This is a genomic window from Maridesulfovibrio salinus (assembly GCF_055394525.1).
The window spans coordinates 3,692,048-3,705,264 of record NZ_AP042461.1; the positions used below are offsets into that span (position 1 = coordinate 3,692,048).

A 13,217-nucleotide genomic window follows, 5' to 3' on the forward strand; every position below is an offset into this window, starting at 1 on the left:
CAATAATCACGGACAGTTAAGAACATCGCTCCGGATTTTATTTTCAAGTGTCTTCATCAATCCCGCGCCCATTTCGGGCAGGGTTAATTTTTTTCCGCAAAGAGAGAGTGGATATGCAAGTTGCAGGTAAAGAACTTGAAGTTCAGCAGGGTGCGCTTTGCGGCGAGGTACTCAAAGAGGCCTTGTCCAAGAAGCAGTTCAAGAACGTTGTAGTCGCCAAATGCGGCGACACGCTTCTTGACCTGACCACCACCGTGCCTGCCGACTGTACCGAACTTGAGCCGGTTATGGGTGATTCCGAAGAAGGTCTTGAGGTCATCCGCCACTCTACCGCGCACCTTATGGCCGAAGCAGTGAAGAAGCTTTTCCCCACTGCCAAAGTCACAATCGGCCCATCCATCGCCAGCGGCTTCTATTATGATTTTGATTACGAGCGCCCCTTCACACCTGAAGATCTTGAGGCCATCGAAGCCGAAATGCTGCGCCGTGTAGGTGCTAACGAAGAATTTTCATGCGAAATCCTCTCCAGTGAGGAAGCGCTCAAGAAGTTTGAGGGAATGGGTGAGGATTACAAGGTCGAACTGATCAACGATCTTGGCGAAAAAACCGTATCCGTATACTCAAACGGAGGATTCTCCGATCTCTGCCGTGGTCCTCACGTGGCCCGCACCGGTATGCTTAAAGCTTTCAAGCTTCTTTCCGTTGCAGGCGCATACTGGCGCGGCGATGAAAACCGCCAGCAGCTACAGCGCATTTACGGAACAGCTTTTTCCGATCCCAAAGCGCTGAAAAAGCATCTGGCACAGCTTGAGGAAGCCAAAAAACGCGACCACCGCAAACTGGGTACCCAGCTTGATCTCTTCTCCGTAAACCCCGATGTGGGCGCGGGTATGACAATCTGGCATCCCAAAGGCGCACTGATTCGTGCCATCATCGAAGACTTCGAGCGCAAGGAACACCTCAAGCGCGGTTACCAGTTCGTACAGGGTCCGCTGATTCTCAAGAGGGAACTCTGGGAAAAATCCGGTCACTACGACAACTACCGCGAAAACATGTATTTTACCGAGATTGATGAGCAGTCCTACGGCATCAAGCCCATGAACTGCCTTTCTCACATGCTGGTATTCAAATCCAGACTACGCAGCTACCGTGACCTTCCCCAGCGCTACTTTGAGCTGGGAGTGGTTCACCGCCATGAAAAATCCGGCGTGCTACACGGCCTGCTCCGGGTCCGCACCTTCACTCAGGACGACGCGCATCTCATCTGCCGTCCTGACCAGCTGAGGGACGAAATCATCGGAGTCGCGAAATTCGTCGGCGACGTGATGGGACTTTTCGGATTTGAATATGAAGCAGAGATCAGCACCAAGCCTGAGAAGGCCATCGGTTCTGATGAAGACTGGGATAGAGCCACCAATGCGCTTACTGATGCGCTCAATGAAATGGGTATGGAATACTCAATCAATGAAGGCGACGGTGCTTTTTACGGTCCCAAAATCGACATCATTATTAAAGATGCACTTGAACGCCGCTGGCAATGTGCTACAATCCAGTGTGATTTTACCTTGCCAGAGCGGTTCGACTTAAGCTATGTGGGCGAAGATGGTGAACGTCACAGACCTGTAATGTTACATCGGGTCATCCTCGGATCCATCGAACGTTTCATCGGTGTTCTGCTTGAACACACCGGTGGCGCTCTGCCTGCCTGGCTGTCCCCTGTTCAGGCAAAGATTCTCACCGTCACCGACTCGCAGAACGAATTTGCACAAAAAGTCTTGCAGTTTCTGCAGGAAAAGGGCATTCGTGCCGAGGTCGATGATCGCAATGAGAAACTGGGCTACAAGGTACGGGAAGCCCAGCTTGAAAAAATCCCGTATATGTTAGTTATAGGCGACAAAGAAGTCGCAGTGGCATCGGTCAATGTAAGGGCCCGCGACGGGGAAGACCCCGGACTCAAGTCTCTTGATGAAGCGGCAGAGCTTATTTCGACCGCCATCAATGAACCATTTAAACGCGGAGGCATGAGCTATAGCTTTTCATAGAGACAGACGTCCCCCCAGGGATGACGGTGCCCGCCGAAACGAGCGCATTCGAGTACCTCAGGTCAGGGTGATTGACGATGAGGGTAACCAGTTGGGAGTAATCCCGACAAGACAGGCCCTTGAAATAGCCCAAGAGAAAGGACTTGATCTGGTAGAGGTTGCAGAAAAAACTGATCCACCTGTCTGCAAGATAATGGACTATGGTAAGTTCAAATATCAGCAGCAGAAACGGAAACAGGAAGCCAAAAAGAAACAGACTGTTATCCAGATCAAGGAAGTCAAGTTTCGCCCCAAGACAGACGAGCACGATTACCAGACTAAGCTCAAGCACATCCGCCGGTTTCTTGAAGGCGGCGACAGGTGCAAAGTCACGATTTTCTTCAGGGGCCGTGAAATTGTCCATAAGGACAGAGGACTGGCTGTCCTGGAGCGAGTCAAAGAGGAAACTCAGGATATCGCTAAAATGGAACAGGCCCCAAGGTCTGAAGGCCGCACCATGAACATGATGCTGGCTCCCATTAAAAAATAATGGTTTTTCCGGTTAAATGTGCCGGTATTTCCCAAGGAGGATAAAATGCCTAAAATGAAAACCAGAAGAGGCGCAGCAAAGCGTTTTGCTAAGACTGGCAGCGGCAAATTTAAACGCCGTCGTCAGGGCCTGCGTCACATCCTGACCAAGAAGAACTCAAAGCGCAAGAACCGCCTGGGTCAGAGCACTACCGTCGACAGCGCCAACATGGGTCAGCTCAGACGTATGCTCCCCTACGCTTAATAAGCGACTTTGAATTAGTAAAGATTTGAACACTCCTGACCGCGGAATCACGTTCGCGGCTGGTTTTAGAGAAAGATTCCTGGAGGAATAAAATGAGAGTAAAACGTGGTGTAGCCGCTAAGAGGCGTCATAAAAAATATTTGAAGATGGCCAAGGGTTTCCGTGGCTCTGGATCAACCCTTTACCGTACCGCCAGAGAGAGAGTTGAACGCTCCCTCTGCATGGCATACGTAGGCCGCAAACTGCGCAAACGCGATATGCGCAAACTCTGGATTCAGCGTATTAACGCTGCTGCACGCCTCAACGGCATGTCCTACAGCCGTCTCATTCACGGGCTGTCCACTGCAGGCGTTACCCTGAACCGTAAAGTTCTCGCCGATCTGGCTGTTCACGATGCTCCTGCATTCGCCAAAGTGGTTGAGATCGCAAAAGCTCAGGTAAGCTAAATGTCGGACGTAAAGTCCCTGCTACAGGAACTTGAAGGCCTGGTCCCGGAGTGCAAAGCACGCCTGGATCAGGCTTCTTTGTCTGAACTGGAAGACATCAAGATCGACATGCTCGGCCGTAAAGGCCGTGTTGCCAAAATTATGTCCGGTCTGCCCTCACTTCCCAACGAAGACAAACCTGTCGCAGGTAAAAAAGCCAATGAAGTAAAGGCCGCTCTCACCGAGCTTATCGAGGGAAAGCAGAGCGAGCTTGAAAAAGCCGCCACCGCTGAGAGCCTGTCCCGTTTCGACCCCACCATGCCCGGACGCAAGCCTGCCGAAGGCTCACTCCATCCGGTTACACTCGTCATGGACGAAATCTGTGACGTGTTCATCGGACTTGGTTTTGAGGTTGTAACCGGACCCGAAGTTGAAAATGACTGGTACAACTTCGAAGCACTGAACATTCCGCCGGAACACCCCGCTCGTGATATGCAGGACACACTGTATATTTCCGAATCCATTCTGCTGCGCACACATACCTCCCCCCTGCAGATCCGCACCATGAAGGACAGAACTCCTCCGCTGGCAGCAATCGCACCGGGTAAGGTTTACCGCAGGGATTCCGATCTGACCCATACTCCCATGTTCCACCAGATCGAAGGTTTTCTGGTCGACCAGAATGTGAGCATGGCTGACCTGCGCGGCACACTCACCGCTTTCGTACACCAGCTCTTCGGACCTAAAACCGACGTACGTTTCCGCCCCAGCTTTTTCCCCTTTACCGAACCCAGCGCGGAAGTTGATATTTCCTGCGTAATGTGCGGCGGCAAAGGAACCATCGACGGCAAACCCTGCCGCGTATGCAAACAGACCGGATGGGTGGAAATCCTCGGCTGCGGCATGATGGACCCCAACGTAATGAAAGCAGTTGATTACGACACCGAAAAATACTCCGGTTTCGCTTTCGGACTCGGTATCGAACGTGTAGCCATGCTCAAATACGGCATCGGCGACCTGCGCATGTTCTTTGAAAACGATATCCGTTTCCTCGAACAGTTTTCCTAATAGAATCGCTATTTGACGAGAGCGGCCCCTGTATTCCTTCTGGAAACCTGTGGTGCTTTGTTTTGATTTGATGCGCATAGCGCTTTTGATGATTTGATTTCGCCTCCGGCGGGCAAAGGGGCTAAGCCCCTCTGCACTCCCTAAGGGGTTTTACTTCAAGTGACCGGCTGATTGTGCGGGTAGTTAATTTATCCCCCCTTTCAAGGCAGTCTGAACAAAATCATCCTCAAACCAGAATCACGACAATCTCGTATAAATAATTAGCGAAGCCCTATTAAAAGTTTTTGGGATTCTTAAACCCTTTTTTCAAAAAGGGTTTAAGGCCCCCGGCAGGGTCCTCGAAGGGCCGCTGGAGGCTCCCCACTGTTCAGCTTTCATAACTAATAAGATCTGCGGTCTATATAAAAGACTGCTGGAGGCTCAAATGCTTTTAAGCATGCAATGGCTGCGGGATTTCGTTCCTTACGAGGGCGACATTCAGGAGCTTGGCGACAGGCTGACCATGCTCGGCCTTGAGCTTGAAGAAATTTTCAATCCATTTGAAGCGATCAAAGACATAGTTGTCGGTCATATCGTGGAGTGCGGCAAGCACCCAGAAGCTGACAAGCTGTCTGTCTGTAAAGTTGATGTAGGCGAAGGCGAGCTTCTCGACATCGTCTGCGGCGCGCCCAACGTTGCCAAAGGTCAGAATGTACCTGTGGCCAAGGTAGGCGTAACCATGCCCGGTGATTTCAAAATCAAGAAGGCCAAACTTCGCGGTGTGAAATCCCACGGCATGATCTGCTCCGAGCGTGAACTGGAGCTTTCCGACGGCCATGAAGGAATCATGGTTCTGCCTGAAGGACTCAAGCCCGGCGAAAACTTCACTAAAGCCATGAACATGGAAGATACGGTTCTGGACCTCGGGGTTACCCCCAACCGTGCCGACTGCCTGTCCATTCTGGGCATCGCCCGTGAAGTGGCTCTCGGATTCGACCTGCCCCTGACTCTGCCCGAAGTTAATCTGGTGGAAAAAGGCGGTAACGCGGCAGACATGCTCAAAATCGAAATCGATGATCCTGAACTCTGCCCCCTTTACCAGGCCAGAATCCTTCAGGGCGCGAAGATCGGCCAGTCTCCCGACTGGATGCGCTTCCGCCTGCTGTCTGTCGGCGTACGCCCCATCAACAACATTGTTGACGTAACCAACTATATCCTTTTCGAACTGGGCCAGCCCCTGCACTCCTTTGACGGTGACCTACTCAAGGGTGACAAGATCCGTGTCGGCCTTGCTCCTGAAGGAACCAAATTCACCACCCTTGATGAACAGGAACGAAAGCTTCTAGACAGCGACCTGCTCATCTGGGATGCAGAGCGCCCGGTCGCACTGGCCGGTGTAATGGGCGGCATGAACTCTGAAATCCACGACGGTTCCACCAACGTGGTTCTTGAATCAGCCGTTTTCCGTCCCGGAACCATCCGCAAAACCGCCCGCCGTCTGGCCCTGCCCTCCGAAGCTTCCTACCGCTTTGAGCGTGGTGTGGACCAGCAGTTGAACACCTTTGCAATGGACCGCGCGGCTCAGCTCATGAATGAATTGTCCGGCGCTGAAGTAGTTTCCGGTGTGGCCAAAAACGAACCCAAGCCCTGGGTGAACCGTACTCACAACTACCGCCACACCCGCTGCAACGCATGGCTCGGACTTGATCTCGATCCTGAGTTCAGCAAGAAGGCTTTCACCCTCATGGGTCTGGATGTTGATGATTCCAACGCAGAATGCTGGAAAGTCGGCACTCCTTCCTACAGACTGGACCTTGAACGTGAGGCCGACCTGTACGAAGAAGTAGCCCGCTACTTCGGCATGGATAAGATTCCTTCTGTGCTGCCCCGTATCTCCAAAACCTTTGATGCTTCTGTTATCGCGGAGACTCCTTACGGTTTCTACCGCCGTATCAAAAACTGGGGACGCGGTGTAGGCCTGCACGAAGCCATCAACTACAGCTTCGTGGGTGACGATGACCTCGACCTTTTGGGCCTGCCTAAAGAAGGACGGGTGAATATCGCAAACCCGCTCAGCGAAGATCAGAATGTAATGCGCACCGAACTGGCTCCAGGCCTGCTCAACACCGTGCGCCACAACCTGGCACAGGGCAACACCCACATCCGTGTCTTCGAGATCGCCAAGAAATTCATCAAGGACCCAGAGTCCGACACCGAAACCCGCGAGCAGACCCGTTTGGGCATCATGCTCAACGGCCCACGTTCTGCCGCCGAATGGCCCAATGAACAGGGCGATGCCGACTACCTTGATGTCAAAGGTCTGGTAGAACACCTGCTGGCTGATCTCAAACTAGGTGAAGCGTCCTTCGCTCTGGTTGAAGACCACAGCTACCTCGAGCCCTGCGTAAGCATATCTCTTGAAGATAAGGAAATCGGCTTCATGGGTATGGTAAAGCCTGATATCGCGGACAAATACCATGCTAAGAAAGAAGCATGGATGGCGGATATCAACGCAGACCTGCTGCGTGAAATGGTCATGGAGCACAATATTAAGTTCCAGACCCTGCCCGTATTCCCGCCCTCAAGACGTGATGTGACCGCAATCGGCCCGGTATCCCTGCATGCTGAAACAATCAAGCAGGCGATCCTCGATCTCAAGCTTGCGCTGATCGAATCCGTGGAGCTGGTCAACGTGTTTGTTCCTGAAGGACAGGAAGACGAAAGAAACCTTTCCTTCCGCATCACCTACCGCCACGGCCAGAAGACACTGACCGACAAGGCTGTAGACAAGGAACACAAGAAAGTTCTTGCAGCGCTTGAAAAGGCCCTGCCTGTCCGCTTTTAGTGATTCTTTTAAGATAATCCAAAAGTCCCCGGCTGAACCTGTTCAGCCGGGGACTTTTTTTGGTCAAAAAGAAATCCGACTTAAATCCGGAGAACGATTAAGACGATGCGACCAGCTTCCTGCCAAGTTCAAATGCCTCTTTGCACTCACTTGGGAATATTTCATCATGACGCTTAACTTTCGCCTCATCATCAAATCGCTCTGATTCGTATTTTGAATAGTCGCCATACTGCAGAGTGTCACCGGACACCAGCATTTCGCAGGGGCCGAAATGCCTGGACAGCATGGTCCGGGTCATATTGAAGTGATAATTGTATCCATAAGCAGCTCCATCCTCCACAGTTACATTCATGGTATAAATCAAGCCTGTATTAATGGTTCTGGGAAACAGCGATTTCATCTCTTTTGAATAGTTGTTGTACGGAAAGAGCAGCCGCTCCAGAAGCGCACGGGTCGCAGCGGATTCAGCACCGTAATAGACCGGTGTTCCTACAATAAGTGCATCAGCATGCCTTACACGATCAAGAATAGGGGTGAGATCGTCATTCACAGCGCAGACCCCATCCTTTTTACGATTCAGTTTCTTACATGCGAAACAGCTGATGCATCCTGAAAATTTAAAATCATACAGATTGACAAGTTCTGTTTGAGCACCCTCTGCTTCTGCTCCTTTAAGTGCATTTTCCAGCAGAGTAACAGTATTCCAGTTCTTTTTACGAGGACTTCCGTTAAAGGCGATTACGTTCATGGCATTAAATCCTTTCATCATTTTTACCGCATCCAATAGGAATGTCGATTATTCATCTCAAAAATATATTCAAAGCAATGAGCAAACTATACCAGACCCCGTACACATATATCGTCAGCAATAATACCGAATCATACTAAGCAATAACTCATAGCCGACCGACAATGAAGATCAGCAGCATATTTTCCCGTCCGGATATTAAAAAAAACGCCCCGTCCGTTGAGGATGGGGCATTTTTTACAGTATCTTTCAATATTCGGAGGGCGTTGCAGCCGTCATTCATATATTCATTATTCCGGTATGTTCAATTGAAGACGGTGCCTATCTCTTATAAATGCTGCGCAGAAATGAAAGCACAACTCCAAACCCCATCAGCAGCCATTCAAGGCCCAATCCGGCCGCGGGGTTGAACACACACCCTGTTTCGGAATTGGAGGTTCCGAGAACGACCGGGTCTTTGATCTGTCCAAGAGTCCTGTCTTCATCGTAGATTCCATTATCCTTAACTACGAAGTTAACATGGTAATTTGTTCCCGAAGTGAGGACCGCGTCCGAGGCAAGATAAGTTCCGCTTTCGTTCTCAACCCACCATGTTCCTTCGGTATCCGGGTCTGCACTTGGAGCGTAATTACCGAAAGGTATACTGGTTCCGTTTGTGGTGTAGCACTTCAAAAGAGTGTAACTTCCGGCAGTACCGTTAAGGGAGGTTGAGTTGAAAGAGAAAACTCCGTTCGCCCCGTTACTGTTCACTGTAGCCTCGAATTCAGCCAGAGGGGTTACTTTCGAAAAGCTGAATGTAGGAGAAAAAGCCTTTTCAAAAACAATATCTGAGGTGGCATTCTCCGAGGAGGATGTAACCGTAACCGTAACCCCGCTCTGCTGATTGTTTGCCGGGGCTACGTAACCGCTTGCCTCCATGGTAATATCGATAACAGAATTCAGACCGGCAGCAGTAAAGAACCTATCCGCAGCCACATTTCCATCGGCGGAAGTACTGAAAACCTGTACGGCTTTAGCGTTATCATTGAAATTTCCGGCAAATATCTTTCCGTTATATATGATCAGTGAGTAGACAGAGTCTAAATCTGCATTTCCCCCCTCAATAGTAGTAAGAGGGGCAGCCACTCCTGACGCGCTGGCGGTGAAAGAGCTTATCTGGTCGAGATCTGAAGAGTAAAGAATCCCGTCTGCAACTGCTAATCCTCTGGGTGTTGTCATTGTTCCGGTCAAATCAATTGATCTTTTCCGGGTAGCCGCGACTGTGCCTGTTGCAGTGAGGTCAAAAACAGAAACCATGGATCCCTGGTCCTGAACATAAAGTTCACCATTGTATATAGCGCATGCATATGGAGTACTGGTGAAGCCGGTAATCTCTCTGGTCGGGGCAACGTTTCCTGAATCAGAAGTTTTGAAGACTTTAACGGATTGCTTGTTCTCGTCGAGACAATAAATGAACCCACTGTGAATTGTTATAGCTCTGGGCAAGCCGAAATCAGCATTAGCTCCGATTATCTGTCTTGTAGGAGCCACATCTCCGCTGTCAGAAAGCTTAAAAACATTGATAGAATCAGGATCTTCATCGGTAACGTATATCTCACCGTTATAAACAGCTATCCCGTACGTGTCGCCATCAGAAAGAGTAGTCGCAGCTCCACTGATGGTTCGACTTGGGGAAACCGTACCACTTGAAGCTGAGTCAAACACATCAACTCTAGCTGTTCCCCTGCTAAGAACATAAATATCCTTCGCCTGAGCAAGCCCCGGCACACCGAAAGAGCAAAGCAACACCAGCGTCAAAACTATTTTAGATATATTAACCATGCCAACCCTCCATTCGCGAGCAAATTACATCATATTATTACAGTAAACATTTATATCCGAGTAAAATCGTAGAGAATGATGAAACCACAAAAAAACAGTTAATACAACCATATTCAGACCTCCATCAGCATTTTTCCCGTGCAATGCAGTCTCTCCATTTGCCTGAACCGTACTCCTTTACATACACAACTGGACTTTATAATTCTCAACATGTAATAAAGTTGAGACCGTTAAGAGTAAGGAATAATTCTGAATTAGATAAACAGGACATATTATGGCTAGAAAAACAAAAGAAGAAGCAGAAAAGACCCGGCAGGCACTGCTTGCCTCCGCTTTCAAAGTCTTCAATGAGAAGGGTTATGCAAAAACCACTCTGCAGGACATTGCAGAAGATGCTGGAGTAACCCGCGGAGCTGTTTACTGGCATTTCAAAAACAAGACTGACCTTTTCGAAAAACTATTCGACTATGCGTTCATGCCTGTTCGCGACCTGCTTTTCAGTAAATTCGAGGAAGACCTGCCTCCAAAAGAAATGATTTCCAGCCTTATGCATGTCTGGCTGAAACACGCAGGCGGTGATGAAAACTTCCGTGCAGCATTCGAGATCATGTTCAATAAGACTGAATGGTCCGAAGAATTGATGCCCTTCAAACTCAAGTTCAGGGAATATGAGTACAAGTTCATTAAAAGAACCGAAGTGATAATTGAGCAGGGTCAGAAAGATGGAGTCTTCAGGGAAGAGATCTCCCCTTCCGTGGCAGCAGCGCAATATTTCTCCACCCTGCTTGGTCTGGCTCAATACACATTATTCTTTCCTCAGGAAGTAAACATTGAGCAGCATTCAGAATCTTTAATCGAGATGTTTATGTACTCATGTGTAAAAGAAAATTAGTTCTACTCATTGCTACGTTATTCCTTCTTTTCAGTTCTGCTTCCCACGCTGACCCAAAAGAACTTTTCCCCGTCAGTGAATTTAAACTCGGTTATGAGGGAATGTACATGTATTATGATGAGCCGGACGTGATGCATGAAAAGGGATTCCTGAACGGCGGATTCGGTTCATGGACTGGATACTTCACCGAATACAGAATCATGGCCAACGCTGAAATCGAAGGACTCGCGGGCTCCCTGCGCTACCACGGCCAATACAGTGACGGCACCGCCCTTGAATGTGACACGGACGACTACTTCATCAGTGGCCGCGCAACAATAGGTAAAGGATTCGGTGACGGAAAAACCGGATTCACCCCCTACGTTGGAATCGGTGTGCGCCGCTGGTACGACAAAATCAAGGCGACCGGCGGCTATGAACGGTTCATTACACAGTATTACCTGCCTGTCGGCATCAATATGATAAGTAATATGGATGACGGATGGTCCATCGGCGGTACGCTTGAAGGCGACCTGCTGCTTTCCGGAACCGTTGAAAGCAAGCTTTCACAGGTTGGTTCTTCATACAGCAACGCTGAAAACACTCAGGAATTGGGAACCGGTGGTGGTGGAAGAATCTCCGCCTTTCTGGAAAAGGATCTCGATGGCTATGCACTCGGACTTGAACCATATTTCCGCTACTGGTACTTTGAGGAATCAGAAAAAGATACCGTACGTTACGGTGGCAGCAACGCTCAGGTTGTTGAGCCGGAAAATAAATTCTACATGTCCGGGATCAGACTGTATGTGAAGTTCTAAGTCCTGATTCAAATCAGAAAAACAAATCCCCTGCCGAAACACTTCAGCAGGGGATTTGTTTATTATATGATATTTCAGTTGAACTTATATTTAAATCTGAAACTCACCGGACTTATAGATCACGACTTCGCTGCCGTCTTTGAGCTTGGCATAAACAGTCTTGTCCTGAGTGTTTACCAGATCCCAGTGCAGTGCGGATATGTTGTAGCCGAGTTCTTCCTTCTTAGCTTCATTAAGCTCTTCCTGATCTCCGGCATAGGTATCCGCATAGGATGAACCGACTGCAACGTGGCAGTTACCGAATTCGCCACCGTAGTTCTCATCATAGAGGGTGTTGGCCATGAACTTGTCAATGCGGGAAAAACGGCGATCAGTAAGAGAAAACTCACCAAGCCGGGATGCGCCTTTATCCATGCCGAGCTGCTTTTTGACGAAGTCTTCACCTTCCCGGGCGGTAATTTCGGTAGCAACGCCTTCTTTGAAAACAAGGCGTACTCCCTCAACATAGTTTCCGGAACGGAAAGAAGGCTGATCAGCGTAATAAACACCTTCGGTTCCGCGCCAGTCCGGGGAAATGAACAGCTCAAAGCTGGGAATGTTATGACCGGATACACCGATCCACTGACGCAGTTCGCCGTGTTTTACAGTGAGATCCATGTCATCGGATACCACTCGGTATGATTCAATTCCCAGTCCGTTGAGCCAGTTTTTGACTTCAGCGGCCTTATCGAAAACACCTTTCCAGCAGGCTGCCGGATCTTCTTCGTCAAGATAGCATGCTTTAACTATCTGGGCCGTGAATTCCTCCATGGAAAGCCCAGCGGATTCGGCAAGAGCTTTAGTGGGGTATGAGCACAGTGTCCAGCCAAGTTCGCCTTTCTGTTCACGTATTTCCATAACATCACGCAGAAACTTACGGGCGACAGCACTCTTACCCATACGTGAAGGATCCACCCCGGCCAGATGGGTGAGGGAAGAAGGAGCAAGCAGAACGATAAGACCATTCATACCTTGTGCAAATTCCTTTTCTCCGGGCGCTATGAACTCAAGCTGCTGGTCATCACCGCGGCCATAAAAACTTTTCTCCATCTCAGGAGTCAGCGCGAGCCGGGGGACGGGATTCATGCCCTCATCGATGAGTCTTTTGAAAACCGCTTCAGCAAGCGGAAGAGCATCAACTTCATACCGGACCATGATCATGTCACCTTTTTCATAAGGCTTTGTGCGGGAGGTGGTCAGTCCCCACCATAGTGCTTCTACATATTTATCAAGCTGTTCTTTAGTCAGCATATGAACTCCTGAATATATTTTATTATTAAGTGAACAGGTCCCTCTTAAATAAATGTGACGCTAAAGTCATCCATTGAGAGTAGAATAATCGGTTTAACACCAAATGATAATAAAATTCAAACTCTAAGAAACATTCACGCACACGATCTTTATTGCATATTTTACTGTTTGTCTTCTTGACATGCACAGGGGTTGTAGATATCCCAATTCCAATAGCCCTGTGTCGGGGTATAAGCTGGGATTGTCCGGCAAACCTTTAGTTACTTTACTGCGTCGCCTCTAGGCATAGTGTACGCAGACGATCAGAGGCTGAAAAAAAATTCAATCTTTTTTGGAGGGTAACACTATGAGCTACGTTATCACTATCGACAATGACAAATGTAATGGCGACGGCGAATGCGTTGATGTATGTCCTACCGAAGTTTACGAACTTCAGGAAGGCAAAGCAGTAGCAGTTAACGAAGACGAATGTCTCGGCTGCGAATCCTGTATCGAAGTTTGCGAACAGGACGCTATCACCATCGAAGAGCAGTAGAAA

At 49.1% G+C, this 13,217-nt stretch carries 12 protein-coding genes; 9 read left to right on the forward strand and 3 right to left on the reverse strand.

Features of this window, described 5'->3' with window-relative positions; translation table 11 throughout:
- Positions 1-113 precede the first annotated feature (113 nt).
- The 6 genes from thrS to pheT all read left to right on the forward strand — a co-directional run bounded on the left by thrS (position 114) and on the right by pheT (position 7,131).
- Positions 114-2,042: a threonine--tRNA ligase gene (gene thrS, locus ACZ5PW_RS16995; protein WP_464555858.1), complete on the forward strand. Its 1,929-nt coding sequence runs from the start codon at positions 114-116 to the stop codon at positions 2,040-2,042.
- Entirely contained in the window at positions 2,029-2,571 is a 543-nt protein-coding gene (gene infC / locus ACZ5PW_RS17000) for a translation initiation factor IF-3 (RefSeq protein WP_464560449.1), read from the forward strand. The genes thrS and infC overlap by 14 nt, the downstream gene beginning before the upstream one ends.
- A 45-nt stretch (positions 2,572-2,616) precedes the next feature.
- Positions 2,617-2,814, forward strand: coding sequence for a 50S ribosomal protein L35 (gene rpmI / locus ACZ5PW_RS17005; RefSeq protein WP_464555862.1), 198 nt, complete (start codon positions 2,617-2,619; stop codon positions 2,812-2,814).
- A 92-nt stretch (positions 2,815-2,906) separates the two neighbouring features.
- Entirely contained in the window at positions 2,907-3,260 is a 354-nt protein-coding gene (gene rplT / locus ACZ5PW_RS17010) for a 50S ribosomal protein L20 (protein WP_464555866.1), read from the forward strand.
- Positions 3,261-4,307: a phenylalanine--tRNA ligase subunit alpha gene (pheS, locus tag ACZ5PW_RS17015; RefSeq protein ID WP_464555870.1), complete on the forward strand. Its 1,047-nt coding sequence runs from the start codon at positions 3,261-3,263 to the stop codon at positions 4,305-4,307.
- Between the two features lie 424 nt (positions 4,308-4,731).
- Entirely contained in the window at positions 4,732-7,131 is a 2,400-nt protein-coding gene (gene pheT / locus ACZ5PW_RS17020; protein ID WP_464555872.1) for a phenylalanine--tRNA ligase subunit beta, read from the forward strand.
- Between the two features lie 97 nt (positions 7,132-7,228).
- Here the strand turns inward: pheT and ACZ5PW_RS17025 are convergent, their stop codons facing one another.
- Complete coding sequence (locus ACZ5PW_RS17025; protein WP_464555874.1) at positions 7,229-7,900, reverse strand: flavodoxin family protein; 672 nt, start codon at positions 7,898-7,900, stop codon at positions 7,229-7,231.
- Between the two features lie 300 nt (positions 7,901-8,200).
- Positions 8,201-9,700, reverse strand: coding sequence for an NHL repeat-containing protein (locus ACZ5PW_RS17030; RefSeq protein ID WP_464555876.1), 1,500 nt, complete (start codon positions 9,698-9,700; stop codon positions 8,201-8,203).
- Positions 9,701-9,974: 274 nt separating this feature from the next.
- Here ACZ5PW_RS17030 and ACZ5PW_RS17035 point away from each other — a divergent pair, with 274 nt between their 5' ends.
- Together ACZ5PW_RS17035 and ACZ5PW_RS17040 are read left to right on the forward strand one after the other, a co-directional pair.
- Entirely contained in the window at positions 9,975-10,592 is a 618-nt protein-coding gene (locus ACZ5PW_RS17035) for a TetR family transcriptional regulator (protein ID WP_464555878.1), read from the forward strand.
- Positions 10,574-11,389 carry a hypothetical protein gene (locus ACZ5PW_RS17040; protein ID WP_464555879.1) on the forward strand — a complete coding sequence of 272 codons (816 nt, stop codon included), beginning with the start codon at positions 10,574-10,576 and terminating at the stop codon, positions 11,387-11,389. The genes ACZ5PW_RS17035 and ACZ5PW_RS17040 overlap by 19 nt, the downstream gene beginning before the upstream one ends.
- 90 nt (positions 11,390-11,479) lie before the next feature.
- On the opposite strand, the gene ACZ5PW_RS17045 is transcribed toward ACZ5PW_RS17040, so the two are convergent.
- Positions 11,480-12,679: an aminopeptidase gene (locus tag ACZ5PW_RS17045; protein WP_464555880.1), complete on the reverse strand. Its 1,200-nt coding sequence runs from the start codon at positions 12,677-12,679 to the stop codon at positions 11,480-11,482.
- Between the two features lie 346 nt (positions 12,680-13,025).
- Between ACZ5PW_RS17045 and ACZ5PW_RS17050 the strand changes: the two genes are divergently transcribed.
- On the forward strand, positions 13,026-13,214 hold the full coding sequence (locus tag ACZ5PW_RS17050; RefSeq protein ID WP_464555881.1) for a ferredoxin: 189 nt from the start codon (positions 13,026-13,028) through the stop codon (positions 13,212-13,214).
- Positions 13,215-13,217 lie beyond the last annotated feature (3 nt).

Excerpts from the sequence above, each read along its gene's own strand:
- thrS (WP_464555858.1), top strand. The coding sequence starts at position 114 with ATGCAAGTTGCAGGTAAAGAACTTGAAGTTCAGCAGGGTGCGCTTTGC.
- rpmI (WP_464555862.1), top strand. The coding sequence starts at position 2,617 with ATGCCTAAAATGAAAACCAGAAGAGGCGCAGCAAAGCGTTTTGCTAAG.
- rplT (WP_464555866.1), top strand. The coding sequence starts at position 2,907 with ATGAGAGTAAAACGTGGTGTAGCCGCTAAGAGGCGTCATAAAAAATAT.
- pheS (WP_464555870.1), top strand. The coding sequence starts at position 3,261 with ATGTCGGACGTAAAGTCCCTGCTACAGGAACTTGAAGGCCTGGTCCCG.
- pheT (WP_464555872.1), top strand. The coding sequence starts at position 4,732 with ATGCTTTTAAGCATGCAATGGCTGCGGGATTTCGTTCCTTACGAGGGC.
- ACZ5PW_RS17025 (WP_464555874.1), bottom strand. The coding sequence starts at position 7,900 with ATGATGAAAGGATTTAATGCCATGAACGTAATCGCCTTTAACGGAAGT.
- ACZ5PW_RS17030 (WP_464555876.1), bottom strand. The coding sequence starts at position 9,700 with ATGGTTAATATATCTAAAATAGTTTTGACGCTGGTGTTGCTTTGCTCT.
- ACZ5PW_RS17035 (WP_464555878.1), top strand. The coding sequence starts at position 9,975 with ATGGCTAGAAAAACAAAAGAAGAAGCAGAAAAGACCCGGCAGGCACTG.
- ACZ5PW_RS17040 (WP_464555879.1), top strand. The coding sequence starts at position 10,574 with ATGTGTAAAAGAAAATTAGTTCTACTCATTGCTACGTTATTCCTTCTT.
- ACZ5PW_RS17045 (WP_464555880.1), bottom strand. The coding sequence starts at position 12,679 with ATGCTGACTAAAGAACAGCTTGATAAATATGTAGAAGCACTATGGTGG.
- ACZ5PW_RS17050 (WP_464555881.1), top strand. The coding sequence starts at position 13,026 with ATGAGCTACGTTATCACTATCGACAATGACAAATGTAATGGCGACGGC.